Source organism: Aliiruegeria lutimaris (assembly GCF_900099935.1).
GTDB classification, from domain to species: Bacteria; Pseudomonadota; Alphaproteobacteria; order Rhodobacterales; family Rhodobacteraceae; genus Tropicimonas; species Tropicimonas lutimaris.
In genome coordinates, this window is record NZ_FNEK01000060.1 from 1 (window position 1) to 22,544 (window position 22,544).

19 protein-coding genes are annotated in these 22,544 nt (G+C 63.4%); 6 read left to right on the top strand and 13 right to left on the bottom strand.

Going from position 1 to position 22,544, the window contains the following annotated elements; genetic code table 11:
* Window positions 1-231 (bottom strand): helix-turn-helix domain-containing protein (locus BLR85_RS20920; protein ID WP_139188358.1); only part of this gene is annotated, 231 nt, incomplete at its 3' end.
* 98 nt (window positions 232-329) lie between these two features.
* Entirely contained in the window at window positions 330-1,568 is a 1,239-nt protein-coding gene (locus BLR85_RS20925) for a lytic murein transglycosylase (RefSeq protein WP_093161931.1), read from the bottom strand.
* Between the two features lie 287 nt (window positions 1,569-1,855).
* Between BLR85_RS20925 and BLR85_RS20930 the strand changes: the two genes are divergently transcribed.
* A complete protein-coding gene (locus tag BLR85_RS20930; RefSeq protein WP_093161882.1) occupies window positions 1,856-2,686 on the top strand; it encodes a glycosyltransferase family 2 protein in 831 nt (276 codons plus the stop codon).
* Here the strand turns inward: BLR85_RS20930 and BLR85_RS20935 are convergent.
* The 3 genes from BLR85_RS20935 to BLR85_RS20945 all read right to left on the bottom strand — a co-directional run bounded on the left by BLR85_RS20935 (window position 2,683) and on the right by BLR85_RS20945 (window position 6,583).
* Complete coding sequence (locus tag BLR85_RS20935) at window positions 2,683-3,894, bottom strand: glycosyltransferase family 4 protein (RefSeq protein ID WP_093161934.1); 1,212 nt, start codon at window positions 3,892-3,894, stop codon at window positions 2,683-2,685. The genes BLR85_RS20930 and BLR85_RS20935 overlap by 4 nt on opposite strands.
* 129 nt (window positions 3,895-4,023) lie before the next feature.
* Entirely contained in the window at window positions 4,024-5,136 is a 1,113-nt protein-coding gene (locus BLR85_RS20940) for an NAD(P)/FAD-dependent oxidoreductase (RefSeq protein WP_093161885.1), read from the bottom strand.
* Window positions 5,137-5,161: 25 nt separating this feature from the next.
* On the bottom strand, window positions 5,162-6,583 hold the full coding sequence (locus BLR85_RS20945) for a mannose-1-phosphate guanylyltransferase/mannose-6-phosphate isomerase (RefSeq protein WP_093161887.1): 1,422 nt from the start codon (window positions 6,581-6,583) through the stop codon (window positions 5,162-5,164).
* Window positions 6,584-6,779: 196 nt separating this feature from the next.
* On the opposite strand from BLR85_RS20945, the gene BLR85_RS20950 reads away from it, so the two are divergent.
* The 3 genes from BLR85_RS20950 (at window position 6,780) to BLR85_RS20955 (ending at window position 10,677) form a co-directional block, all read left to right on the top strand.
* Entirely contained in the window at window positions 6,780-9,641 is a 2,862-nt protein-coding gene (locus BLR85_RS20950) for a carbohydrate binding domain-containing protein (protein WP_170844676.1), read from the top strand.
* 77 nt (window positions 9,642-9,718) lie between these two features.
* Window positions 9,719-9,955 (top strand): glycosyltransferase, encoded by a 237-nt coding sequence (locus BLR85_RS30375; protein WP_342028807.1) that lies wholly within the window; start codon window positions 9,719-9,721, stop codon window positions 9,953-9,955.
* A gap of 20 nt (window positions 9,956-9,975) precedes the next feature.
* Window positions 9,976-10,677 carry a glycosyltransferase family 2 protein gene (locus BLR85_RS20955; protein ID WP_342028808.1) on the top strand — a complete coding sequence of 234 codons (702 nt, stop codon included), beginning with the start codon at window positions 9,976-9,978 and terminating at the stop codon, window positions 10,675-10,677.
* A gap of 11 nt (window positions 10,678-10,688) precedes the next feature.
* Here BLR85_RS20955 and BLR85_RS20960 read toward each other — a convergent pair whose 3' ends face one another.
* From BLR85_RS20960 to BLR85_RS20985, 6 genes are all read right to left on the bottom strand, one after another.
* Complete coding sequence (locus tag BLR85_RS20960; protein ID WP_093161892.1) at window positions 10,689-11,675, bottom strand: glycosyltransferase family 2 protein; 987 nt, start codon at window positions 11,673-11,675, stop codon at window positions 10,689-10,691.
* Window positions 11,672-13,252: a hypothetical protein gene (locus tag BLR85_RS20965; protein ID WP_093161895.1), complete on the bottom strand. Its 1,581-nt coding sequence runs from the start codon at window positions 13,250-13,252 to the stop codon at window positions 11,672-11,674. The genes BLR85_RS20960 and BLR85_RS20965 overlap by 4 nt, the downstream gene beginning before the upstream one ends.
* Window positions 13,253-13,311: 59 nt before the next feature.
* The gene (locus tag BLR85_RS20970) at window positions 13,312-14,085 is read right to left on the bottom strand and encodes a WecB/TagA/CpsF family glycosyltransferase (RefSeq protein ID WP_342028809.1); all 774 of its coding nucleotides are present in this window, start codon (window positions 14,083-14,085) and stop codon (window positions 13,312-13,314) included.
* A gap of 70 nt (window positions 14,086-14,155) precedes the next feature.
* Complete coding sequence (locus BLR85_RS20975) at window positions 14,156-15,007, bottom strand: AAA family ATPase (protein WP_093161901.1); 852 nt, start codon at window positions 15,005-15,007, stop codon at window positions 14,156-14,158.
* A gap of 11 nt (window positions 15,008-15,018) precedes the next feature.
* Window positions 15,019-16,581, bottom strand: a complete 1,563-nt coding sequence (locus tag BLR85_RS20980) for a GumC family protein (RefSeq protein WP_093161903.1) — start codon at window positions 16,579-16,581, stop codon at window positions 15,019-15,021.
* Window positions 16,582-17,430, bottom strand: a complete 849-nt coding sequence (locus tag BLR85_RS20985) for an ExeA family protein (protein ID WP_093161905.1) — start codon at window positions 17,428-17,430, stop codon at window positions 16,582-16,584. It abuts the gene before it with no gap.
* 427 nt (window positions 17,431-17,857) lie between these two features.
* On the opposite strand from BLR85_RS20985, the gene BLR85_RS20990 reads away from it, so the two are divergent.
* Together BLR85_RS20990 and BLR85_RS20995 are read left to right on the top strand one after the other, a co-directional pair.
* On the top strand, window positions 17,858-20,320 hold the full coding sequence (locus BLR85_RS20990) for a tetratricopeptide repeat protein (RefSeq protein WP_170844677.1): 2,463 nt from the start codon (window positions 17,858-17,860) through the stop codon (window positions 20,318-20,320).
* A 36-nt stretch (window positions 20,321-20,356) separates the two neighbouring features.
* Window positions 20,357-21,376, top strand: a complete 1,020-nt coding sequence (locus BLR85_RS20995) for a glycosyltransferase family 2 protein (RefSeq protein WP_093161911.1) — start codon at window positions 20,357-20,359, stop codon at window positions 21,374-21,376.
* Here the strand turns inward: BLR85_RS20995 and BLR85_RS21000 are convergent.
* Both BLR85_RS21000 and BLR85_RS21005 read right to left on the bottom strand, forming a co-directional pair.
* Window positions 21,373-22,062 (bottom strand): sulfotransferase domain-containing protein, encoded by a 690-nt coding sequence (locus BLR85_RS21000; protein WP_280138512.1) that lies wholly within the window; start codon window positions 22,060-22,062, stop codon window positions 21,373-21,375. The genes BLR85_RS20995 and BLR85_RS21000 overlap by 4 nt on opposite strands.
* Window positions 22,063-22,080: 18 nt before the next feature.
* Window positions 22,081-22,344 (bottom strand): hypothetical protein, encoded by a 264-nt coding sequence (locus BLR85_RS21005; RefSeq protein ID WP_093161916.1) that lies wholly within the window; start codon window positions 22,342-22,344, stop codon window positions 22,081-22,083.
* Window positions 22,345-22,544 lie beyond the last annotated feature (200 nt).

The following is a 22,544-nucleotide window of genomic DNA, read 5'->3' on the forward strand; positions in this document are numbered from 1 at the left end:
GTCGGCGATGCGCGCCTCAATCCAGCCGGTCACGCCGGCCAGTTTGCGGTGACCACCTCCGTTACCTTGCGGTCGTGGTGTCAGTGATCCGGTTTCCCGCCGCAGCTTGATCAGATCGTTCACAAATCTCGGCGAAACCCGGAAGTGCCGCGCCGCCTCGCGGTGCCCGTGACCTTCATCGACAAAAGCGACGACGCGCTCGCGTAGCTCTATTGGATGTGGTTTGCCCATCTGAGACCCCTATATCTGCCTCAACAGAAGGGAATCACATCACAACCAATCTGGGAAGCCTGAATCAGATAGGCCGCGAAACGCTCTAGTGTTCGGCGTCACTTTTCTGCCAAAAGAGGTCTCAAGGCATCATTCGGAAAACAGGTCGGCGTGATATTGTTGCTTTCCTGCCAAAGCCCAATGGACCGGCGTGTCTTGTAGCCTGGTAACCCGTCAACGCCGCCAACATCATGACCTTGTGCGACAAGCGCCTTTTGAATGGTCGCTACGTCTGAGCGAAAAAGCCCGCCAATCTTTTCCCAATTGGCCTGGAAATCTCCAACTCCGAACTGGATCCTGTCTCCCACATGACCGACGAAGAGCGCATAAAGATCGCTCATGTTGTAGTTTTTCAGGACGTAGAAATTTGGTGTGACGATGAAGGCCGGGCCGTACCGTCCTGCGGGCATGAGAAGGAAGCCTTCTCCGTCCTGTTCACCTTCCGGGAAAGGCCGCCCGGAAGCGCGTTTTATCCCGAGCGCTTCCCATTTGTGGATCGTTTGACCCTGGTCCGGGCCTTCCAGGCTACAGGAAACGGTAACAGGAACGGTCACCTCAAAGCCCCAGTCCCGACCGGCGACCCATCCGTGTTGGTCCAGAAAATTCCCGATGGAAGCGATGGTATCGGCCTCTGAATTCCAGATATCGGCCCGACCATCCCCGTCTCCGTCCGCGGCGTGGGCAAGAAAATTCGATGGCATGAACTGGGGTTGTCCCAAGGCGCCGGCCCAGCTGCTCCGCATGGAGCCCGGCGAGACATGCCCGGCTTGCGCGATCCGAAGCGCCGCGATCAGTTCCTCGGAGAAATATTCCGCGCGGGTGCTTATGAACCCCTTGGTCCCAAGAACTTCAAACGCGTCATGGGGAATCTTGACGCGTCCATAGGCGCTCTCGCGCCCCCAGATGGCAAGAATGATACGACCCGGAACACCCGTGCGCCGCTCAACCTCGGCGAGGGTCACGGCATGGCGCTTTGCCATTGCACGGCCTACAGAGGTCGCGCCGTCCACCGTGTTGCGGGCAAAATACTTTCCTGGCGACCCAAACTCAGCCTGTCTCTGGATTTTTGGTGTGCCGGCTTCTGTGCCCGGCGGCACCAAGTCAGGCAGTTCCCAATTGAGCCGCACGCCTTCAAATGCCTGATCGAAAATCTGCCTTGAAACGCCTTCTGACTTGGCGCGCGGCCAGATCTCCTGTTCGAGCCATTTCTGATATTCCGTCTCTACCGCAGCCCGGTCCAGCGCTGACGCAGCCAAGGTACCGATCAGCAGAAAAAGGGAAAGCACTAGGAATCTGATCAGCAAATCCGTGTCCGTCTCCGATAGTTTCAAAGACGATCCTAGCGGTTGGCTTTCCGGCTGTCCCGTAATTTTCCCGGCGTGGAGGCAGTTATGGCGTTCAGGAACAACGAGCCTACAATTGGTAATCCAACCGCCATTGGCCACCCTTGGGCAGGCGGCAATTGAAACCAAATTGGCGAGCTTACCCACGGATCGCGCAAGCCATCTGCGGGTTTGGAACGGGCTTTCACCCGAACCAAACCCGGACTAGGGTCGCGGAGAGATCCGGCTTCTGGTGCGCGCCCATGTTCAACGCAATCATCCCGGCCCACAACGAAGAGGCCTATATCGGGGCGACCCTGGAGGGCTTGTTGGCCCAGGACAGTGGCGCGCCCAAGGCGCTGCGCGTGATCGTCGCCGCCAATGGGTGCTGCGACCGAACCGCCGAGATCGCCGCCGGCTATGCGCCGCGTTTCGAGGCCCGCGGCTGGGAATTTGTGCTGCTGGACATCCCCGAAGGCGGCAAGCCGGGTGCGCTTAACCACGCCGATGCCGCCGCCGCGCCGGGCCCGCGCGCCTATATCGACGCCGATGTCATCTGTTCTCCGGCGCTTCTGGGAGAATTGGCCACGATCCTCGACACAGAGGCGCCGCGTTATGCCTCCGGTCGTTTCACCGTCGCGCTGCCGTCTAGCTGGGCCAGCCGGAACTATGCAAGGCTCTGGCTCAAGCTGCCCTTCATGGCCAGCGGCGTTCCTGGCTGCGGTCTGTTCGCGATGAACGCTTCCGGACGCGCGCGATGGGGAGCGTTTCCTCCGATCATTGCCGACGACCTTTTTTCCCATCTGAATTTCGCGCCCAGCGAGCGCTTCCGTGCAGAGGCGCCGTTCTCCTGGGTGCTGGCCGAGGGATTCGCTGCGCTTGTCCGGGTGCGCCGGCGTTGGGACGAGGGCAACCGGCAGCTATTCGAGCAATTCCCCGATCTTGCGCGGAACGAGGAGAAGGCGCCGGTTCGCCTGCGCGATCATGCGCGGCTCTTTCTCGGCCAACCGGTCAGCTATGGCGTCTATGTCGCCGTGGCGCTGGCCAGCCGGACAGGATTCTATGACCGCGAGAGTTGGGCGCGCGGGCGCTAGGCTGTCTCGTCCGGCTGAGGCAGGATCACATCCCGCAGCCGGGCCGCATTCCGCGCTTGATCGTGGCGTTCGAGCACCCGCCGCCGCCCTTCCTGCCCAAGCGCTGAGAGCTGTTCGGGGCTGGCCCGCAAGCAGGCCCGCGTGGCCTCTTCCAACGCATCCAGATCGTCGAGCGGCACGATCCAGCCGCAGGTTTCGTCCAGCAATTCGGGAATGCCCGCGATCCGGGTCGAGATCACCGGGCAGCCAAGTGCCATCGCTTCCATGATGACGACGGGCAACCCCTCGGCAAGACTCGGCAGCAACATGGCTCGTGCGCCGTTCAACGCCGCGCGCACTTGTTGCTTGGTGCCCCAGCCAGCGAGGTGGACGTTCTTCTCCACCCCGAGCTTTGCAATGCTGGCCTCGATTTCAACGCGGTCTTCGCCATCGCCGACGAGCAGGATCTCCAGTTCGGGGAAATCGGGGGCAAGGCGACGGGCAAGTTCGGGCAGCAGGACCTGCTGCTTGGCCTCGCAGAGACGCCCCACACAGACAAGCTGTTGGTTCGTGACCGCTTCCGTGCGCAGTGCGAAAGCGTCCGGATCGATGCCGCAGCCCACGATATGCGTCTTGTCGGCCGCCCATTCGCCGCAATGGTCGACGATGAAATCCCGGCAATACTCGGTGATGGCTATCACCGCCTGCGCATGACGCGCCTTGAGCGCGAACGCATTTCGGCCCGGTTCGACAAGCTCGTCCGGCCCATGAACGGTGAAGCTGTATTCCGGCCCCCCCATGCGCCGCGCGAGCATGGCGACTGCGGCGGAATTGGTGGAGAAATGGACGTGAACATGGGCTGTTCCGGCCTGCGTCGCGTGCTGTTTGAACCGGACCGCTTCCAGAAGATAGGCCGCGTTATGGATTGCCCGCCCGCGCGCCGCAGCGATCAGCCGGGCCGAACTGCCGATCGCTTTCGCCAACCCGACCGGGTTGCGGAAAAGTTCGACGATGAAATTGCCCAGCAGTGCGGCTGGTCCGGCGGTCAGCAGGTAATCGGTCTGCTCCCGCTCGGCGATGTCCAGCGGCTCGACAAGCTGCTCGTCCCAGGGGCGGATCGCATATCGGCGGACCGGCCCGATGCCCGCTGCCTCGTGGGCCCGGATCTCCTCGCGCACGAAGGTCGAACTCGTCATCGGGTAGGTATTCATCAGATAGGCGAGTGTCATGACCGGGCCGGCTGCTTCGGGGCTTGCCGCCGCAGAAAAGGGTGCGGGAAGCGGGAAATCAATGCCAAACCCGGAGCCTGCGTCCACACGCGCCGCGGAACAGGGAGGTCGGCAACAGGTTTTGCCGCCTCACCCTTGCAAAAGCGCTTCCACATGCCGGGCGATCGCCAGAGACGCGGTCAGACCGGGGCTCTCGACACCGTATAGAGACACCAGACCTGCAATCTCGCCGCCCCGGATGTCGAAATCCGCAGCCGGCGCGCCGGGGCCTGCCAGTTTGGGCCGGCAACCGGAATAGTCGGGGGCAAGGCTGCCCGCCGGCAAGCCGGGCCAGTAGCGGCGAATGGCACGATAAAAACTCTCGGCGCGTTCCGGGTTTACCCGGTAATACACCTCCCCTTCAGACATGCCGTCGGGCAGCCATTCGACATCGGGGCCGAAGCGCAGGTTCCCCGCGAGATCGAGCGTGGCATGCACGCCCAGACCGCCATCCACCGGCGCCGGGTAGACCAGCCGCGAAAACGGGGATCTGCCGGTAAACCGGAAGTAATTGCCCTTGGCCAGCCGGTAGCGCGGGATCCGTTCCGCGGACAGCCCGTCAATGTGCTGCGCCACCGCGGGTGCGCTCAGCCCGGCGCTGTTGACGAGCCAGCGGCAACGGAGCGTCATCTCCTCTGCGCCGCCGGTTCGAATTTCGAAACTCTCCGGCCGGGGAAAGGCAGCCGTGAGAGGTGTGCGACAGGCGACAAGGCCGCCCCCGGCCTCGATCTCGGCGATCAGGGCGAGCAGGAACTGGTGGCTGTCAAACAAGCCGGTCTCCGGCGAGAGCAGCGCGCCGGTGATCGACAGCTCTGGCTCCATTGCCATATGTTCCGCCCGCGACAGCATGCGCAGCCCCTCGACGCCATTGGCCTGTCCACGCGCCTGCAGCATCTCCAGCGTGGCAAGCTCCACCTCGTCGGTTGCGACGATGATCTTGCCGCTTCGGGAATGGGCGATGCCGCGCTCGGCGAGATAGTCATAGAGTGACCGTCGTCCAGCTACGCAAAGCGTATGTTTCAGACTGCCGGTCGGGTAATAAAGCCCGGCATGGATCACTTCGCTGTTGCGAGAGGAGATGCCCTCGCCGGGATGCGCAGCGGCCTCCAGCACCAGCACGCAATGGCCGGAACGCGACAGTTGCGCTGCGCAGGCAAGCCCCACCGCGCCCGCTCCGATCACCACTGCATCGAAATCCGTCATGAGCCGTCCAGTTCGCTCCAGCCTGTCAGCCGCGCCCGTAAACATCCTCGTAGCGGACGATATCGTCTTCGCCGAGATAGGAGCCGGTCTGCACTTCGATGAGATACATCGGCAGCTTGCCCGGATTGGCCATGCGGTGCACGGCGCCGAGCGGGATATAGACCGACTCGTTCTCGGTCAGCAGCTTGGTTTGCTCGCCTACGGTCACCTCTGCGGTGCCGGAAACGACAACCCAGTGTTCGGAGCGATGATGGTGGCTCTGCAGGCTGAGCACGCCGCCCGGATGCACCATGATCCGCTTCACCTGGAAGCGTTCGTCGATGCAGAGCGTCTCGTACCAGCCCCAGGGGCGGTGAAAGCGCGGATAATCGTCGGCCTGTGGGGCTGCGGCTGCGCGCAGCGTCTTGACCACGTCCTTGACCTCCTGCGCGCGGCTTTTTTCGGCCACCAGCACCGCGTCGCGCATGGCGACGACGACCATGTCCTTCAGCCCCAGACCGACGAGGTGCATATTCTCTTCCTCGGAGCGCAGGTAGCTGTCCGCGCAATCGATCACCGTCACGGCGCCATTGGTGGAAACGCCGTTCGCGTCGGGGCCTTCCTCTTTCCAGAGCGCATCCCAGGAGCCCAGATCGGACCACTTGCAGGTCAGCGGCACGGCGGAAACCTTGTCTGCCTTTTCCATTACCGCGTAGTCGAAGGAAATCGCCTCCGCCGAGCCATAGGCGTCGAGATCGAGCCGGAACAGGTTGAGATCCTCGGCGCCTTTCTCCAGCGCGGCCCTGCAGGGCGCGAGCAGTTGCGGCGCGCAGGCCTCGAATGCGGCGATCACGTCACCCGTGCGGAACAGGAATATCCCGCCATTCCAGAGGTATGTCCCGGCCGCCAGGAACGCCGCTGCCGTCTCCGCGTCGGGTTTTTCACGGAAGGAGGCCAGCGCGATGGCCGCGCCCGAACCGTTGGGTTTTGCTGTGAGTTCGAGATAGCCGTAGCCCGTCTCGGGCCGGTCCGGCGTGACGCCGAAAGTGACCAGCGCGCCGGTCTGCGCCGCGTCGACGCCCTGCCGGACGGCGCTCAGGAAGGCCGGAACGTCCGCAATCACGTGATCGGAGGGCGCGACCAGCATCAGCGCATCCGCCCCCTCGTCGCGTTCCAGCATCAATGCGGCAGTCAGGATGGCGGGCCCCGTGTCGCGCAGGCAGGGCTCCACGACGACCTGCGCGTCCATCAGCCCGATCGCGGCGGCTTGTTGGGAGGCCATGAACCGGAAGGTTTCGTTGGTCATCACCAGCGGCGGCCCGAAACCCTCACCGCTCAACCGGCGCAACGTGCTCTGGTAGAGGCTCTCCTTGCCCAGGAGTTTCGCGAACTGCTTTGGATAGGCCTTGCGCGAGGAGGGCCACAGACGCGTGCCAGACCCGCCGCAAAGAATGACCGGATGAATCATGATATGTCTCCTCGTTGCCTGTACCGCTCTTCGACGGTGTGTTTCTTTCTTGATGCCCGAGTTGACGCACGATGTCATGGATTGAATGCCCCGGGGCAGTTTCACTCTTTTTTCAAGCCTCTGGGAGAGGGATAGTCTGAAACGGAAGATGAACCCGGAGGGATCGGATTTGCACTGGCGTCTGCGTAGGGTCTTGTTGGCCGGTTTGATGTTGCTGGCGGGCCTGCCCCGCGCTGCGGGCGCGGCTGACGATGCGCGCGAGCTGGCCCATTTCGTGGTCGGGCACGATGTCGTCGCACCCGACGTGGGCCCCTTCTCGGCAACGATAGGAGCCTTCGGCAACGGGCATTTCCTGATGCCCGGAGGCGGGTTCGAACCGATGGTCTTCCGCACGATGTTCCAGGCTTCGGGGGGCAGCGCGGACAGGATCCTTGCTTCCGCCGAGATGCTCTCCAACAGCGACAGTTGGCAAAACGGTGCTCTCGATGGTGCCGAGGTCGAGATCTTGCGGATCGAGAGCGGTGCCTTTCGGTCGGTTCGTCGGAGTCGTATCGCGCAAGACGGCTACCGCGTGGCAGGCTGGATCCCGCTCGGGCCGGGCAAGGTCGTCCCGGGCGGGCAAACGCAGGCACTCCTTTCGTTTCCCACCTGGTATCGCACCGGTGTGCCCTATTACTTCACCATTCGCGCTGTCGGGGCTGATGGGAGCTTGTCCGAGCCTGCGGAGGCGGCTGTTGCGCGACGAGAACTGGCCCTGCCGAAATCCGGAAATGCCACCCGCTTGATCGGGCTGGAGCCACGGTCCGACGCGACGCGGGAGCGTCTGCCGGCGCCGCGCGGGCTGCGCGCGCGGGAGCTTGAGACTGGCGAGATCGCGCTCCACTGGGAGGCGGTTCCCGGAGCCGCAGGCTATGCGCTCTATCGTTCGGATGTCCTGCCCGAGGCGCATCGCGGCGCCTATTTGCAGCTTGAGGAAGCCGGGCCGCCCATCCGTGAGGGGGATCTCGTTCTCCTGCGCACCCGTTTCCTGCGCGCCGAGCGAGAAAAGCTTCTGAGCAACCGAATCTGGGACAGCGGCGAACCGCGTCGTGATTTTGTCCCGCCGCTGGTGCCGAAATGGTCGGACGAGGCCGGCGGCGGCGATTGGCGGCTCGTGCCGCATCCCGCCGATACACCTGTTCCGGACGCGGGACAGACACACTTGCGCGTGACGCTCGGGGCGAAGGAACGCTTCGCCATTGGCCGTTTCAATCATTCGGGGCTGGCGCAATCCTGGTATCCGGTGCTCGAACCCGACCGGAGCTATCGTTTCGAGGTCTGGATGCGGGGCAGGACGCCCCAGACCGTCCGGTTCGAACTCACCGGGTTTCATGCCAGCGCGAAGGGCGGCGCCCTGGAGCCGATCCCGTTTCGCCTGACGCCGCAATGGCGGCGCTACAGCATGGATTTCTCCGTGCCGGTCGTGAATCCGGGCCGGGGCGCCGGCCGGATGGAAATCGTGCTGACCGGGCCGGGAGAGTTCGACATCGACAATTTCCGCGTGTTTCGCGCAGATGCGCCTTACCTGGCTCTATTGCCCGAGGATGTGGAGCGGCTGGCCGCCTCGGGCATGGCAGCGCTGCGAACGCATGGTTTCGTCCGCACCGGACGGAGCAGCTACGACCTCGAGCAATTGACCAACCCGGCAGGCGCAAGCAGCGGTACCGAAGGCGGCAACACCTTGCCGCAGGTTCTGGGCGAATTCACGCGGCTGGGCGTTGACCCCTGGCTCCAGATCGAGCCGCATCTGACGGAGGCCGAATGGATCGGGCTTGCCGAGTACCTGGCCGCGCCATACGATCCGTCCTTGGACGATCCCGCCCGAAAACCATGGGCGGCCCGGCGCCATGCAAATGGGCAAGCCGTTCCGTGGACCGAGAACTTCAAGCAGATAACGTTGGAGATCGGCAACGAGACCTGGAACGGCCTTTTTGCACCCTGGGTCTTCCCGCAAATGCAGGACGCGGTGGACGGACAAAGCTACAACGCGGGCGAGGTCTATGGTCTGTACCAGGAATATGTCCTCTCGATCCTGAAACGCAGCCCTTATTGGGATGCCCTCGCCCCGAAAACCCGGACGGTTCTGGGCGGACGCGCCGGGTTGGGCGATTGGGCCGGCTTTCGGTACGGCGCGGATGCGGCACGGCGCTCTCCGGGTTCCGACGTGTTGGCCCACGCCGGATATATCGGCGGATGGGAGAATGGCGCTGCGCCCGAAGCCCCGACTGCCAACGGGCTTTTCAGGGTTCTGACCCATGTTCTGCAAGTGAGCCTGCCCCAAGCGCACAAACAGATCGCGGCGGCGGCCCGGATCGGTGAGGCACGCGGTCAGGCGCCGGTCATGGGCATGTACGAGGCTGGCCCCGGATATGTTCTGGACGGTCTCAACGGACGCCGGATGAGCCCGGAGCAAACTGATGCGCAGGAACGGGCGCTGAAAAGCAAGGCGGCGGGAACCGCGACGCTGGACAGCTTCCTCGCCCGCGCGCGTCTGGGTATGCGCGCGCAGAACTTCTTTCTCTATGGCGACGGCTCGCACTGGTCCTCGCATCGCCGTTGGCAGCATGGCGGGCAAGTCCTGCCGGCCTGGGAATTGCTGGCATTGTTCAACCGTGTCGGGACGGGCGACATGCTCTCGGTTCGGACGCTGGCCGTACCGGTGGCCGATCTGCCCGAGGAAAAAGGCCGGCAAGCCGTGCAGGCGGCTCCCCTCGTCGATGCCTATGCCACACGCTCCGGGGACCGGGTGACGTTGATGCTGGTGTCGCGCCGTGTGCCGGGTCTTCCGGATGCGCACAGGGATGGCGGGAAGCGGGTCATGGTCGATTTGCCCTTCAAGACCACGCAGCGCGTCACCCGAATTTCGCAAAGCGGGCAATGGAACAGCGACAATCTCACCTCCCGCGAGGTGACGTTGCAGCACCAAGATGTGCCGCCCGTCTCCGCGCTTCCCCACCTTGAAGTCGCGGATTTACCAGCCGGATCGACGATTTTCTATGTCTTTGAAGGCGTGGAATAAGCTCCCGCGGCGATTGGGCTGGCAAAAACAGCGGAAATCTGGTTCTCCCTTGCGCGATCTTGCGAAGAGGAAATCCAGTGACTTCGACCGCGCAAATCGGAATCGTCGTGATCGGTCGCAACGAAGGCGAACGTTTCTTGGCCTGCCTGAAGTCGCTGGCGGATTTCGACGGCCCGCTCGTCTATGTCGATTCCGGCTCGACCGATGGATCCGTTGCCGCTGCCCGGGACGCGGGAGCGTCGGTCGTGGAACTCGACATGTCTCGTCCTTTTACCGCGGCGCGGGCACGCAACTCCGGGTTGCAGCGTTGGTAGAACATGGGGCGCCCGAATTCGTGCAATTCATCGATGGTGACTGTCAGATTGTTCCCGGTTGGCTCGAAACGGCCTCGCAATACCTCGCGACGCATGAAAACGCCGTCGCGGTGGCCGGGCGGGTGCGCGAACGTCATCCGGAGAAAAGCGTCTTCAACCGTCTGTGTGATGCCGAGTGGAACCAACCGGCCGGACAGGTCGACGCCATCGGCGGAATCGCGATGATGCGGCTGGACAAGGTTCTTGCTGTGGAGGGTTTCCGTGAAACCCTTTTGGCGGGCGAAGAGCCGGAACTTTGCCTGCGGTTGCGGCGCGAGGGTGGCGAAATCTGGCGGCTCGAAACGGAAATGGCCCTGCACGATGCTGACATGACCCGGTTCTTCCAATGGTGGCGCCGAAGCCGGCGGGCCGGGTATGCCTATGCCGAAGGCCGGGCGCTGCACGGTGCAGGGCCGGAGCGGCACTATGTTGCCGAGCTGAGGCGCATCCTTTTCTGGGCCGGCCTGCTGCCGGTCGTCATCCTTGCGCTTGTCCTGAGCGGCGGCCCGTGGGTGCGTTACGCGTTGGTGCTCTACCCGCTGCAGGTTCTGCGTCTTGTGCCGCGGGAGGGGGGCGAACGCGCCTTTTTCCTGACGCTTGGGAAGTTCCCCGAGATGCTGGGGGTGTTGGATTACTGGATCACGGGTCGCTGCGGCGTTGCGATAAAGCGCTACCAAAAGTAACGAAACGTTCCTCAGTCCGGGCGCCAGCCCGCCAAAAGGGGACGCAGGACAAACCGCCACGTATCGGGAATGAAACGCTCGGGAAGCCACGGTTTGCGCCCGCGCAGCCGGCTGTGGACGTGGTTCAGACCTGCCCCGAGAATGACCACGCAGCCATTGGCGATGGCGCCGATCCGGCCGAGGCTGCGGAAGGAGTAGAGCCGGCGAGATGCGTACCAGTATTCGGGGCGGCGGCGCAGGCCGATTTCGCTGCCGCGCAGCGCGGTGGCCGCGCCTTCAACATGGATCACCTCTGCCTCGGCGACATGCCAGCATTGCCAGCCCGATTTGTTGAGGCGACGCATCAAATCCACCTCCTCGTAATAGAGGAAATAGCCCGGATCGAAAAAGCCGACCTGCTGCAGCGCGGTGAAGCGCAGCATCACGGCGGCCCCCGTGACCCAGTCGACCGGGCCGGTTTCCTGTTCCGGTTCCATCGGAATCCGCCAGCGCTTGAGCATTCGGGTGATCGGTCCGAAATTCGCGGCCTCGGCGAATTCGCCGGCAATGGACGGGAAACGAAAAGCTGCTGTGCTTGGCGCTCCGTCAGTATCGATCAGGCGCGCACCCGCCGCGCCGGCCTTGGAATGCGCGTGCATGAAATCGGCAAGGATGTTCAACGCGTTATTGGAAAGTTTCGCATCGGGATTGAGCAGAAAGACCAAATCAGGCGGGTCTTCGCGCCTGGACAGATCGTGCAAGACCACGTTGTTGCCACTGCCGAAGCCGCGATTCTCGCGCTCAAGGTGGAGCCGTACACGACCGCCCCATCCGCGTGCTTCGATTTCGTCTGCTAGAATTGCCGCGTCGGTTCCGGGGGAGGCATTGTCGACAAGGTGAACCTCGACGTCCCGTGCGCCGGGGGGCGACGTCAGAACGCTGTCCACGGCCGCCAGCGCCATCGTTGCGGTGCCATAGTTCACGACGATGACCGCGATGTTTGCCGAACCGTCTGTCATGAAGGATCTTTTTCGGGTCGGTGCGATCGCGACGGTTGGAACATGGTCTTTCGGTGCAAGACTTTCTCAGGGGCGGCAGCCGCACGCGGCGTCGGTGTGAAAAGCGCGCCTTTGGCGGTGGGGCTGTCAGAACCGGAGCGGAAACGCCCGGGTGCATACAAACCGGGGCCAGCGATATTTCCTCCCGGAGGAGGAGCGTCTGCGCCAGGTATTGTTTCCCCGAGCAATTGCCGTTCCAGCCGTCCCGCCAGCGCTCCGGCCATCATCCAGGTGATCGGCAGAAGCCCGGAATTCGGCAGAAGGTCGATCGTGTTGGCGCAGAGCAGCAACGTGAGAGCGATTGCCACGCCATCCGGGGGATGGCTCTTGCTTCGCCAGGCGGTCAGCAGCACCGGCATGCATAACAGGCCGAAGGTCGATAGGTAGAGCACCCACCCGCCTTGCCCGAAGAGAATGACCCAGGCGCCGTCAGTGACGGATATGTCGCGCCCCTCGGTGTCATACACGCGCGAGCGGCCCCAGCCGCCCCAGCCGAAGAAGGGTTTCTCGTTCGCCTTGGCCAGCAGCGCGTCTTCGTTTTCCACCCGGAAACGCAACGATTCCGCCCTGTCGGCGTCGATGCTTTGCGCGAATCCCGCCATCCGTTCGACGGGAACCAGATCGTTGCCACGCAGGACCGGGTAGCTCAGGGTGGCTGCCGCGACGGCGGCGGCAAAGAGAAGTTGCAGCCGAGCCGGTGCGATCAGCATGACCGGGGCAAAGATGAGCGCGATTACGAACGCACCGAGCGATTTGCTGAAATACAGGACGACGAAGAGAAAAAGAGACGCGGCTATATATTTTCCTGGCCGGTTCTTGCCGAGGTAGCGCAGGCAGGCGACGGCCCCAAGGAAGCCGAGCGCCAGGAACAGAGACAGCGCCAGCCCGTGATGCAGGAAAACCAGCGGCCGGAAGCCGCCCTCGCGCATGTGCTGGGCAAAGGAGGCCGGGAAAAAACCGTAGAGCGTGCGGTTGAGCTGCGGTGACATGCGCACTTCGTAGAGCGCCGGAAAAGCATAGATCACGGCGGCGACACCGAGGGTGAGCAGGAACAGGCGCTGCGCTTCGGGTGTTGCCAGCACCTTGCGCGCGATCAGGAACGGCAGGAAGACGATGATCTGGTTCAGGATCGCGGAAAGCCCGTAATAAAGCTGCAGCCCCGGCAAGATGCGCGGCCCGTAAAGAAGCGGTTCGGCGTTGATCAGGACCGTCACCACGGAGCCTCCAAGAGCCCCGAGCATACAGGCCTGGCTCCATCGGGACCGAGGGAGCCAGCCCGGGCGGATGGCCGGTTCTGTTCTCGAAAACAGGGCGGGGCGCGATACCGAAACCATGAGCAGCAGGGCAGCAAATATGCCGCTCAGCCCCTTGTCGAAACTGGGCAGCATCGGCAGGTCGATTTCGACCTTGGCAGGAAGGAGCAGGAAGGCGCCGATCAGCGCGGCTGAAACCCCCGCGGCAAGGGGCAGGCGCCGGAAGGCCAGGGCAGCGATGGCCGGCCAGGCAAAGAGCACGATATAGGCGACGGTATTTGGCATGACCCCGACCTGCTATCCCCCGGCGGATGGGTGGCCGGGGTGTTTCTGGCTGCGGCTCTTCAGCAACGTTCTTCCATTCGACGTTGTTTCCAGGCCGCGCTCGCCAGGCCCGGCAAGGCAGCGGCGCAGCGCGCATATCGCGGGGCGAGTCGGCGCGGGTTCGAGGCCATGCGCCAGGCCCATTCGAGCGCCAGCGCGCGAATGAGCGCCGGGGCCCTGACCTGTTCGCCGGAAATGAAATCCAGACCGGCGCCGATGGACAGGAACCCCCGATCCGGGAGCTTTTGCCAAGCCCTCACGGCAAAGATTTCCTGCTTGGGTGCGCCAAGCGCCAGCAACCATAGCCGAGCGGGCGAGCGAGCCATCTCGGCGATACGGGCATCGGCCTCTTCCCCCGAAGGATCGAAGCCATTCGGGGGCGCGATCCGCGTTGCGACGCTGAGACCGGGGTAACGCCGCTCGAGTTCGACGGAGGAACTTTCCAGGCTGTTCGCCGTGGCGCCGAAAAAGCCGACCGGAATGCCTGTTCGAGCGGCCATGTCCGCTAACGGCTCGATCAGCTCGGATCCGGGAACGAGGGTCACCGGCTGGCCGGACAGTCGGGAAAGCCAGACAATCGGATTGCCGTCGGCAACGACATGGCTGTGGCCCGAATAGGCCCTGCGAAATGCCTCCGATTGGCGCAGCTTCACCAGGTGGTCGAGATTGACCGTGGCGGCCGCGAACCCCTTGCCCCCGACAAGCAGGCGCTCGAGATCGGCAAGCAGATCGGCAGCGGTGGCATGGGTCAGCGGCACCGAATACCGTGTGCCGGCCTGCAGCGGCAAGGCCACGCAGGGCTGCGCATTCCTTCCCTCTCCCCGGCTTGCCAAGTTCCGTTCTCTCCCGTCCGCTTCCTGCCGATCAGGAATAGTAATACTTGCTGTCGTAGCCATAGGCGCCTCCCGTGTGGCGGCACTTGTTCAGAACGATCCCCATGACCGTGGTCAATTCGCCCAGTTGGCGCAACGCGACTTCTATCTGTTCGTTGCTCGATTCCTCCGCGGCAACCATCAGCAACACGGCGTCGACCTTGCTCAGGAAGCCGAAATTGTCATCGGTCGACATCATCGGAGGCAGGTCGATGAGCACGAGATCGGGATCGAACTGCTCGGTGATCTCGGCAATCCGTTCCTCGGTCTGGATGCTTTGCAGCAGTTCCGACGGCCGTTCGGAAGCGCCGTTGTTGAACCCGATGGCAACATTGTTGCCCATACGGCGGGCATGCTCCGTGAAGGGAACGCGCCCCAGCAGGACATCTTCCATGCCGGTTTCGATCTTCTGGCCCATCATGCCGGCAAGGCGCGGACGTCGCAGGTCCAGGTCGAGCAGCAGCATGCGCACTTCCGGCTGATGGGAGAAGGCGAAAGCCAGGTTCGCGGCCGCCGTCGTCTTGCCGCAGGCTGCCGTGGGCGAAACGATCCCGATATGGCGCCAGCCATTCTGGCGCGCCTGGTGCAGGACCCGCGTACGCAGAAGGTCATAGGGAACCGATTGCGAACCGCCTTGGTTTGACATCAACCGCAAGTCCCGCAGCGCGCGCGCAGTCATGTCCACCGATTGCAGACCTTGCCAGATCTCCTCGCGGCTGGGGAGGTGTTCCACCGTTTCGGGCAGGAAGCCGACATCTGTCAGCGGCCCGTTGGTCGGGCGTTGCTTGAGGACCTCGGCGCGCTGTTCGCGGGCTTTCTCGATGGCGGTTTGCAGTCTGTCCATCTGCTTGCTCCTTACCAGCGCACGCCAAGGCGGTTCATGACCTTGTCGGCGACAAGGTCAAGCGGCATGTAGAATTCGTGCACCGCCCAGATCGCGGCGGGTATCCCGACCAGTATGGCCAATATAACAAGAACCCTGACCCCTCGGTCCACCACCATCTGCTGGCGTGTGCGCACGTAGGGAATGGTCGCGATCGGCATGACGTCGAAGCGAGCGACGATGTCCTCGGGGCGGCGCGGAGTTCGGGTCATGAACTCCAGCAGGTAGACCAGCGCGAGGCCGGCAAGGATGCCGACGCCCATACCGGCAACAGCCAGTTTCTTGCGATCCGGCTTGGTCGGTTCGACTGGAACCGCCGGCGGTTCGATGACCGTGATGCGCTGGCCGCGCGACATGAACTCGATACGTTCGCCGGTATTGGCCCGGCTCAGGTTGCTGACGGCCTCGTTATACTGCGTCTGGATGTTCTTGTAGTCGCGTTCCAGCGCTTCCAGCGCGATCACGTTGGCCGGAGTCCGCTCGATGGACGCGCTGTTGGCGTCCAGTTGGGCCTCGATATTGCCTCGCTGCTCTTCGAGCGTGGCGATCTTGGAATCCATATCGGCCAGCTGGATGTTCAGCATCAGGCTTTCGCGCGTCTCGATTTGCTCTGCAACGGCCGCTGCGTCGGTTTCGCCGGACTCGTGCTGCTCGTCCTCTTCAAGTTGAGCGATCAGGGCTTTCACGTGACGGACCTTCGCGCTGTCTTCCGAATAGACGGAGCGGGCTTCGGAAAGATCCTGGTGCAATTCGCTCAAGCGCACCTGACGCGGACTCAGCTGGATCGTGGCCTTGTTCGGATCTGCACCGATCTGACGCGCGGCCTCGTCCAGGCGGATCAACTGAGTCCGTTGGTTGTTCAGATCGGCAATATCGATTTCCACCCGGGTCAGCCGGTCCTGCAGACGGGTCTGTTCGGACATGCGGAAATTCAACGTCTCCGGCAAGGCCTCGGCGTTGCGGTTCTTGAATTCCAGGATCTGTTGGCTTTTCACGTCCAGATCCTGCTCCAGATGCTCGACCTGCTGTTCGAAGAACTCCAGCGTGGTCACGGCGCGTTCGGTTCGGAATTCCGCCGATTGCTCGAGAATTACGGAGAGGTAGGAGTTAAGCACGCCGGCGGTCGCGCGCGCGGAAGGCGCCTCGAAGGTGATCGTCATCACCGTCGCCTGATTGCGCCCGGAGCTGCGGCTAAGGGTGGTTTGCGTGTGCATGGCGCGCACGATCTCGTCCGCGCTCATGTCCTGCTGACCGCGCACGATAAAGTTCTCGTTGGCGATCCGAAGCAGGTTTTCCCGCGTCATCAGCCGTTGTTCGATGATCTGGAGCTGTTCCATTGCCGATGTCTCGACGGTCGACCGTGCCAGCTCGTCCGGAATCTGGTTCGATTCCACGATCATGCGGACTTCGCTCTCATAGGCCGGCGGAAGCGTCAGCGCCACGACGATGGCAATGGCCGAAATCGAGACCGCCACGGCCAGGAACCAATGGAATCGTCTGAAGAAGCGATCCAGGTAGAACTTGATTTCCGACATTCAGGCCGTCTCACCTTCCAGGGTCCCACCACCAAAGAACACGCCGTCTTCCAGTACACGCAGGACGGTGCTCTCGGAGACAACCTGTTCCTCGTCGCTCCAGGCGTAGAGCATCGCGAGGTCACATAGCTGGTTCACAAGCCTCGGAATGCCCTTCGTCGCCTCGTGCACGAGCGCGGCGGCCTCCGGGGAGAACTCCTCTCCCGTGCCGCCGACATGCTGCAGGCGATGCGCGATGAAACCCGCGGTTCCCTGGGCGTCGAGCCCTTCAAGGTGGAAACTTGCCGCCACCCGCTGGGCGAGCTGGCGCATATCCGGCGCGCGGATCACGTTGCGCAGTTCCGGCTGGCCGACCAGGATGATCTGCAGCAGCTCGTCCTGGTTCGAATTGATATTGGTAAACATGCGGAGCTCTTCGAGGCCGCGCTTGGAGAGGTTCTGGGCCTCGTCAAAGATCAGGATCACCCGCCGGCCGGCCGCGTAATCGGCCACGAGCTGGTCTTGCAGGCGGCTGAACATCTGGACGTAGCTTTCGCCTTCGAAGAGCTCCATTCCGAGCGCGTTCATCGCCCATTGCAGAAGCTCGCCCCGGTCGCCCTGTGCGTTGGAGATCAGCCCGACGCGAATCTCCTCCGTCATCCGGCCGAGCAACGCGTGCAGCAGGGTCGTCTTGCCTGCGCCGACCTCACCGGTCACAAGCGTGATCGGGGCGCGCGACATGACGCCGAATTCGAGCACCGCGAAGGCACGCGTGTGCTGAGGCGACCAGAACAAGAAATTCGGGTCGGGCACGAGCGCAAATGGCCTCTTCGAGAGGCCAAAATACCCCGCGTACATGTCTTGCGACATAATCACTGCCTTGTCCTCACTCCGCTGCGCCCCTTCATGGGGGATTTTCTGTGCCACGGTGCGAAATCGCTGCCTTCTTCCCATGGTGGAGCCTGTCGGGTCGAAGGAAACGGCCACCGTTCCGGTAGCCTGTTTCGCCTATCATCGTTAACAAAAGTTTCAAAGGATGATGGCCTTTCAGTGGCCGAGTGTTGCCACGGAAAAGGAAAAACGGCGCTGCGATACAACAGTTTTGGTGCAATTGCGGCGTCGAAAACGTCTTTCTCACCATGATGCACGAAAAGTCAGTGGCAAAAACTGCCCCCAAAATGGCACTTTTTTTCAGATCCGGCTGGGCAACGCGCGACAAGGTGGTGCGAAGGGCGCGGTCTGGATAGAGTCGCTGACAAAATCGGGCAGACCCGGCAGGCAAATGCGAGAACATAAATTGACCTATCGAGTGATGGCTGTTGCCGCGGTCCTGGCGACCTTGCTGCTGGGCGGCTGCGACAGCAGCGAGGACAGGGCCGAGGAACATTTCCAGGCGGCGTTGGAATTGCTGGACGAGGGGGACAGCACGCGCGCGGTGCTCGAAATGCGGAACGCGCTGCAGCTCATGCCGACGCATGAGCAAGCCCGCCAGCGGCTTGCCGAGATCCGCCGCGAGGAGGGCGACCTGTCCGAAGCGGTGGAGCAGTTCCGGGCATTGATCGAGGATCATCCGGAGAACGGGGCCGGCCAACTGGCGCTGGCGGAGCTGGCAATGGAACTGGGCAATTGGGACGCGGCCGGGAAACACGGTGCGCAGGCGGCGGAATTGCTGGGCGAGGTGCCGGTCGTTCGGGTCGTTCTGGCCAACCTCGCCTATCGGGCGGCGCAGGCAGACGGCGACCGTCTCGGACGCGATGCCGCCATTGCCGAGGCCGAGGCGCTGGTCGCGTCCGATCCGAGCCTTACCTATGCCCGCCGGATCGTGATCGACGGGCTGCTCCGGCAGGAGCGTTGGCTTGATGCGCTGGCGGAAATCGACGCCGCGCTGGAACATGATCCCGACGGATATCCGCTCTACCAGTTGCGGCTTGGGGTGCTGGAGCAACTCGGGCGGACCGATGCCATAACCCAACAATTGCTGGAGCTGGTGGAGCGTTTCCCGGAGGAGGAGTCGCTGCCGTTTACGCTGGTCGGATGGTATGCGCGGCAGGGGCAACTGGCCGAGGCCGAGGCTTTCCTGCGCCGTCGCGCCGAGGCGGCGACAGATGCGCTGGAGCGACAGACACAGCTGGTGCGCTTCCTGAACGAGGCCCGCGGGCCCGAGGTCGCGGCTGCGGAACTGGAACGGCTGTCAGCACCGGGGGGAGGCAACGCGCTGACCTATCGCGCGATGCATGCCAACCTGACATTCGAGGGCGGGGACGCGGAGGCCGCGAAGGCTGAACTGACGGCATTGCTTGCCGGGCTTCCCGAAGACCAGCTTCGCTCCGGCGTTGCGGATAACGTCCGGGTGGACCTGGCCCGAATGCGGACCCTGACCGGCGATCCGGAAGGTGCCGCCGCGATGATCGACGAAATCCTGGCCAATGACCCCGGCCATGTCGCCGCGCTCAAGATGCTGGCAAGCCGCCAGATCGAGGAAGACGATGTCGACGAGGCGATCGTGAACCTGCGCGCCGCGCTGCGGGAAAGCCCGCGCGACCCGGCGATTCTCACGCTGATGGCCGCGGCGCATGAGCGGGCGGGCGAAACCGACCTGCAGCGCGAGATGCTCTCGCTTGCCGTCGAGGTGTCCCGCGCGGCACCGGAGGAATCGCTGCGCTATGCCCGAAAGTTGATTGCGGAAGGGCGTTTCCGGCCGGCCGAGGATGTCCTTGTCGATGCGCTGCGCCTGCACCGGGACGACATTTCGCTCTATGCGGAGTTGGGGCAGGTCTATGTCGCGGTGGAAGACTGGGCGCGCGCGAAGCAGGTCGTCCAGACGTTGCAGCGACTATCCCAGGAAAGCGGCGACCGCTCCGCCGCCGAGACGTTGAACGCCCTCAAGGCGAAACTCCTCGCGGGGCAGAAACGCGACGAGGAACTGTTCGACTTCCTGGAGGGTCTTGCCGGGCAGGAGGCCGGCGGCCTGGCCGCGGAGGTCGCGATCATCCGCACCTATGCCGCGCGAGGCGAAACGGACAAGGCGCGAGACCGCCTGGAACAGGCGCTTGCCAGCAATCCAGACCTGCCCTCGCTGCGCTTCCTTTCGGCCACGCTCAAGGCTTCGAGCGGCGAGTACGCGCTTGCCGAGCAAGAGTTGGAGGCCCTGCTCGAGGATTTCCCGCAGGCCGAGCCGGTCTGGATCGCGCTCTATCGCACGAAACTCACCCAAGGCGAACGCGAGGCCGCCTCTGAGGTGCTGGACAGGGCCCTGAATGCGCTGCCCGATGGTGCGAACCTGCTGTTCTCGCGCGCAGGGGAGTTGCAGCAACTCGGCGATTACGACGGCGCGATCGACATCTACGAAGCGCTTTATGCGCGCAACAGTGCGAACGAGCTTGTCGCCAACAACCTCGCCAGCCTGCTCTCGATGCATCGCGAAGATGCAGAAACCATGGAACGGGCCTATCGGATCGGACGCCGGTTGCAGGATTCGCAGCGGCCCGCTTTCCGCGACACCTATGGCTGGATCGCCGCCCGGATGGGGCGGCTGGAGGAAGCCGAACCGCATCTGCGTTTCGCCGCCGAGGGCTATCCGGAACATCCGGTGGTGCAATATCACTACGCCGTGGCTCTTGTCGGGCTCGGGCAGGAGGACGCCGCGCTGGAGCATTTCCGCAAGGCGGAGGAATTTGCCGGAGAGCTTCTACCCGCGGCCGATCTGGAAGCGGTTCGGGCCGAGATCGCCCGGCTGGAAGCGGCACAGGACGCGCGTTAACCGTTATTGCGCCCGGCTCGGACAGGGATTTCGAACATGCAGCGAGACGCCATCTGGAGCAAAGTGGAGCGCCGCCAGATGCGGCTCGCGACCCGGTTGCGCACGCGCCATGTCAGCGGGCCGGCGCGGTTCCAGCTCGCGCCGGACGAGGTCTGTGGGCTCCTTCTGGGCCGCAATATCGCCTATTACATCCCCGGCTTCATGGCGCACTACCGCGCGCTCGGGATGAAATACCTCGTCTACATGGATAATGGCTCCGACGATGACTCCGTCGAACTGATGCGGGGCTACGAGCGGGTGATCGTGCTGAGAAACCGTTCGAATTTCCGGGATTATCAACCCTATATGCGGATGCATCTGGGCTGCGCCTATGCCGAGGGCGGCTGGCGGCTGGCCGTCGATGCCGACGAGATCCTGCGCTATCCGGGCGAGGGGCGGATCGACCTGCCGGCACTTGCGGGCATCCTGTCCGACCGTGGCCATACCGGCCTGTTGGCGCAGATGTTGGAAATGGTGCCGGAGGGGCCGCTGGCGGATGTCGATGACCTGGGCTTCGACGCAGTGCGGGAGAGGTTCCGGAAATACAGCCTGAACGACATCTCGGCGCTGCCCTACCATTCCGGGGATATCCCGTTCCACGGCTTCCTCGCCCGGAACACCCTGACGGACGACCGGGTGAAGATCCTCTTCGGTGGTCTGCGCCGGAGCCTCTTTGCCGAGGATTGCTGCCTGAGCAAGCATGTCCTCTACCGTCCCGGCCCGAATGTCCTTCCGCAACCGCACCCGAATGTTAGCACCGGCCTGCACATGGCCGATTTCACCTTGGCGCTTCAGCACTACAAGTTCGCCGGAGGTTTTCTGGCGCGGGAGCAGCGGCGGCAAACGGAGAAACGGTTGTCCCACAACGAGACCGAGTTGCGGCTGGCCGCCTTTGCGAAACAGCCCCGGATGGCGCTGAGCGTGCCGGGAATGCAGGGCGATCCCACGCCGGAAGATCTGTTAGAGGCCGGCTTCCTGACCGCTTCGGACCCGGCGCGAGAGCGGCTCGGCCTCTAGCCCGCCCGCATGTCGATCTCGCGCCACGGCGTCAGGTCGAGACCTGTCAGCTGTTCGATGTCCTCGTAGCGAGAAGCAAAATGCGCGGTCAGCTCGGCGCGCGTCTCGACTGTCATCGCCGGCGGCAGCACCGCCTTCACGCCCGTAGCGCGGTTGACCGACAGCAATGCCTGCCGCAACCGTGCGCGCCAACTCTCCGGCAACGCATCATTCACCCACGCCGGCACGAAACGGCGCTTGAAATCCGCCACCTGCTGCTGCTGGGCGGTTCTGGAAAAATGGTCGCTGGAGGTGTTGCGCGCCTCGTGCGCGGTGGCAATCTCGGCCTCGTAAGGGTCCAGTCCGAGAAACTCGAGGACGGAGGCCAGGTGCTCCACCGTGTCCTTCACGTACTCCTCGAACAGGATGAAACGGACCTGGTCGCGAGGGAAATGGCGCAAGTACTCGCCTGCTTGCAACGCGTAATCGCTGCCATCGAGAAACAGGCCCGGATCGTCGGGCAGATGCGCGTCGAACCGGGCGAAGACCTTCGCACGCGGGGCGCGTTCGGGAAAACGTTCAGGGAAGAGGAACTCCTCGAAGCTGCGGTTCACCTGTCCGGTGCCGCTGTCATTCTGGTAGTGCTTGAGCACCTCGAGATATATTGAATAGCTGCGGGCGACCGGGTGGCGCAGCATGTAGATGATCCGCGCCTGCGGGGCAGCCTAGGCAATGCGTTGTGCGGCCTGCGGGAAATACGGGGCGAGGGAATGGATCGTCGAGCTTTCCCCGGTGATCTGGCCCGGCTTGGCCTTGGCATAGCGCGCGGCATACCATTCCGGCCCAAGGGCAAAGCGGTCGTCGCGGGCAAAGAATTCCGGCTCCTTCGGCGTGGTCATGAAGACGGACGGACAGGCTTTGAGCTGCGAAGTGAGCGAGGTCGTCCCGGCCTTGGCTGCGCCGACGATGAAGAAATCGGGGAAATGCATGTATCTTGAACCGCTTGGCTGGGGCGTGTGTCCGAAGGCAGTTCCAATTTTGGAAGAAACCGCTTAACGAAACGTGAAGCCAGGATCATCGTTGTTGCGGCGGCATGAGGAACCGAAACAGGATGTTGCCAAAGACCGACACAACTGGCTTCCCGTCCGGGAGCGGCTCAGGGCTATTGCCTACGGACCCGGCTTGCAGC

Excerpts from the sequence above, each read along its gene's own strand:
- BLR85_RS20960 (WP_093161892.1), bottom strand. The coding sequence starts at position 11,675 with ATGACAGACGGTTCGGCAAACATCGCGGTCATCGTCGTGAACTATGGC.
- BLR85_RS20930 (WP_093161882.1), top strand. The coding sequence starts at position 1,856 with ATGTTCAACGCAATCATCCCGGCCCACAACGAAGAGGCCTATATCGGG.
- BLR85_RS20975 (WP_093161901.1), bottom strand. The coding sequence starts at position 15,007 with ATGGACAGACTGCAAACCGCCATCGAGAAAGCCCGCGAACAGCGCGCC.
- BLR85_RS20940 (WP_093161885.1), bottom strand. The coding sequence starts at position 5,136 with ATGACGGATTTCGATGCAGTGGTGATCGGAGCGGGCGCGGTGGGGCTT.
- BLR85_RS20995 (WP_093161911.1), top strand. The coding sequence starts at position 20,357 with ATGCAGCGAGACGCCATCTGGAGCAAAGTGGAGCGCCGCCAGATGCGG.
- BLR85_RS21005 (WP_093161916.1), bottom strand. The coding sequence starts at position 22,344 with ATGCATTTCCCCGATTTCTTCATCGTCGGCGCAGCCAAGGCCGGGACG.
- BLR85_RS20945 (WP_093161887.1), bottom strand. The coding sequence starts at position 6,583 with ATGATTCATCCGGTCATTCTTTGCGGCGGGTCTGGCACGCGTCTGTGG.
- BLR85_RS20980 (WP_093161903.1), bottom strand. The coding sequence starts at position 16,581 with ATGTCGGAAATCAAGTTCTACCTGGATCGCTTCTTCAGACGATTCCAT.
- BLR85_RS20935 (WP_093161934.1), bottom strand. The coding sequence starts at position 3,894 with ATGACACTCGCCTATCTGATGAATACCTACCCGATGACGAGTTCGACC.
- BLR85_RS20985 (WP_093161905.1), bottom strand. The coding sequence starts at position 17,430 with ATGTCGCAAGACATGTACGCGGGGTATTTTGGCCTCTCGAAGAGGCCA.
- BLR85_RS20965 (WP_093161895.1), bottom strand. The coding sequence starts at position 13,252 with ATGCCAAATACCGTCGCCTATATCGTGCTCTTTGCCTGGCCGGCCATC.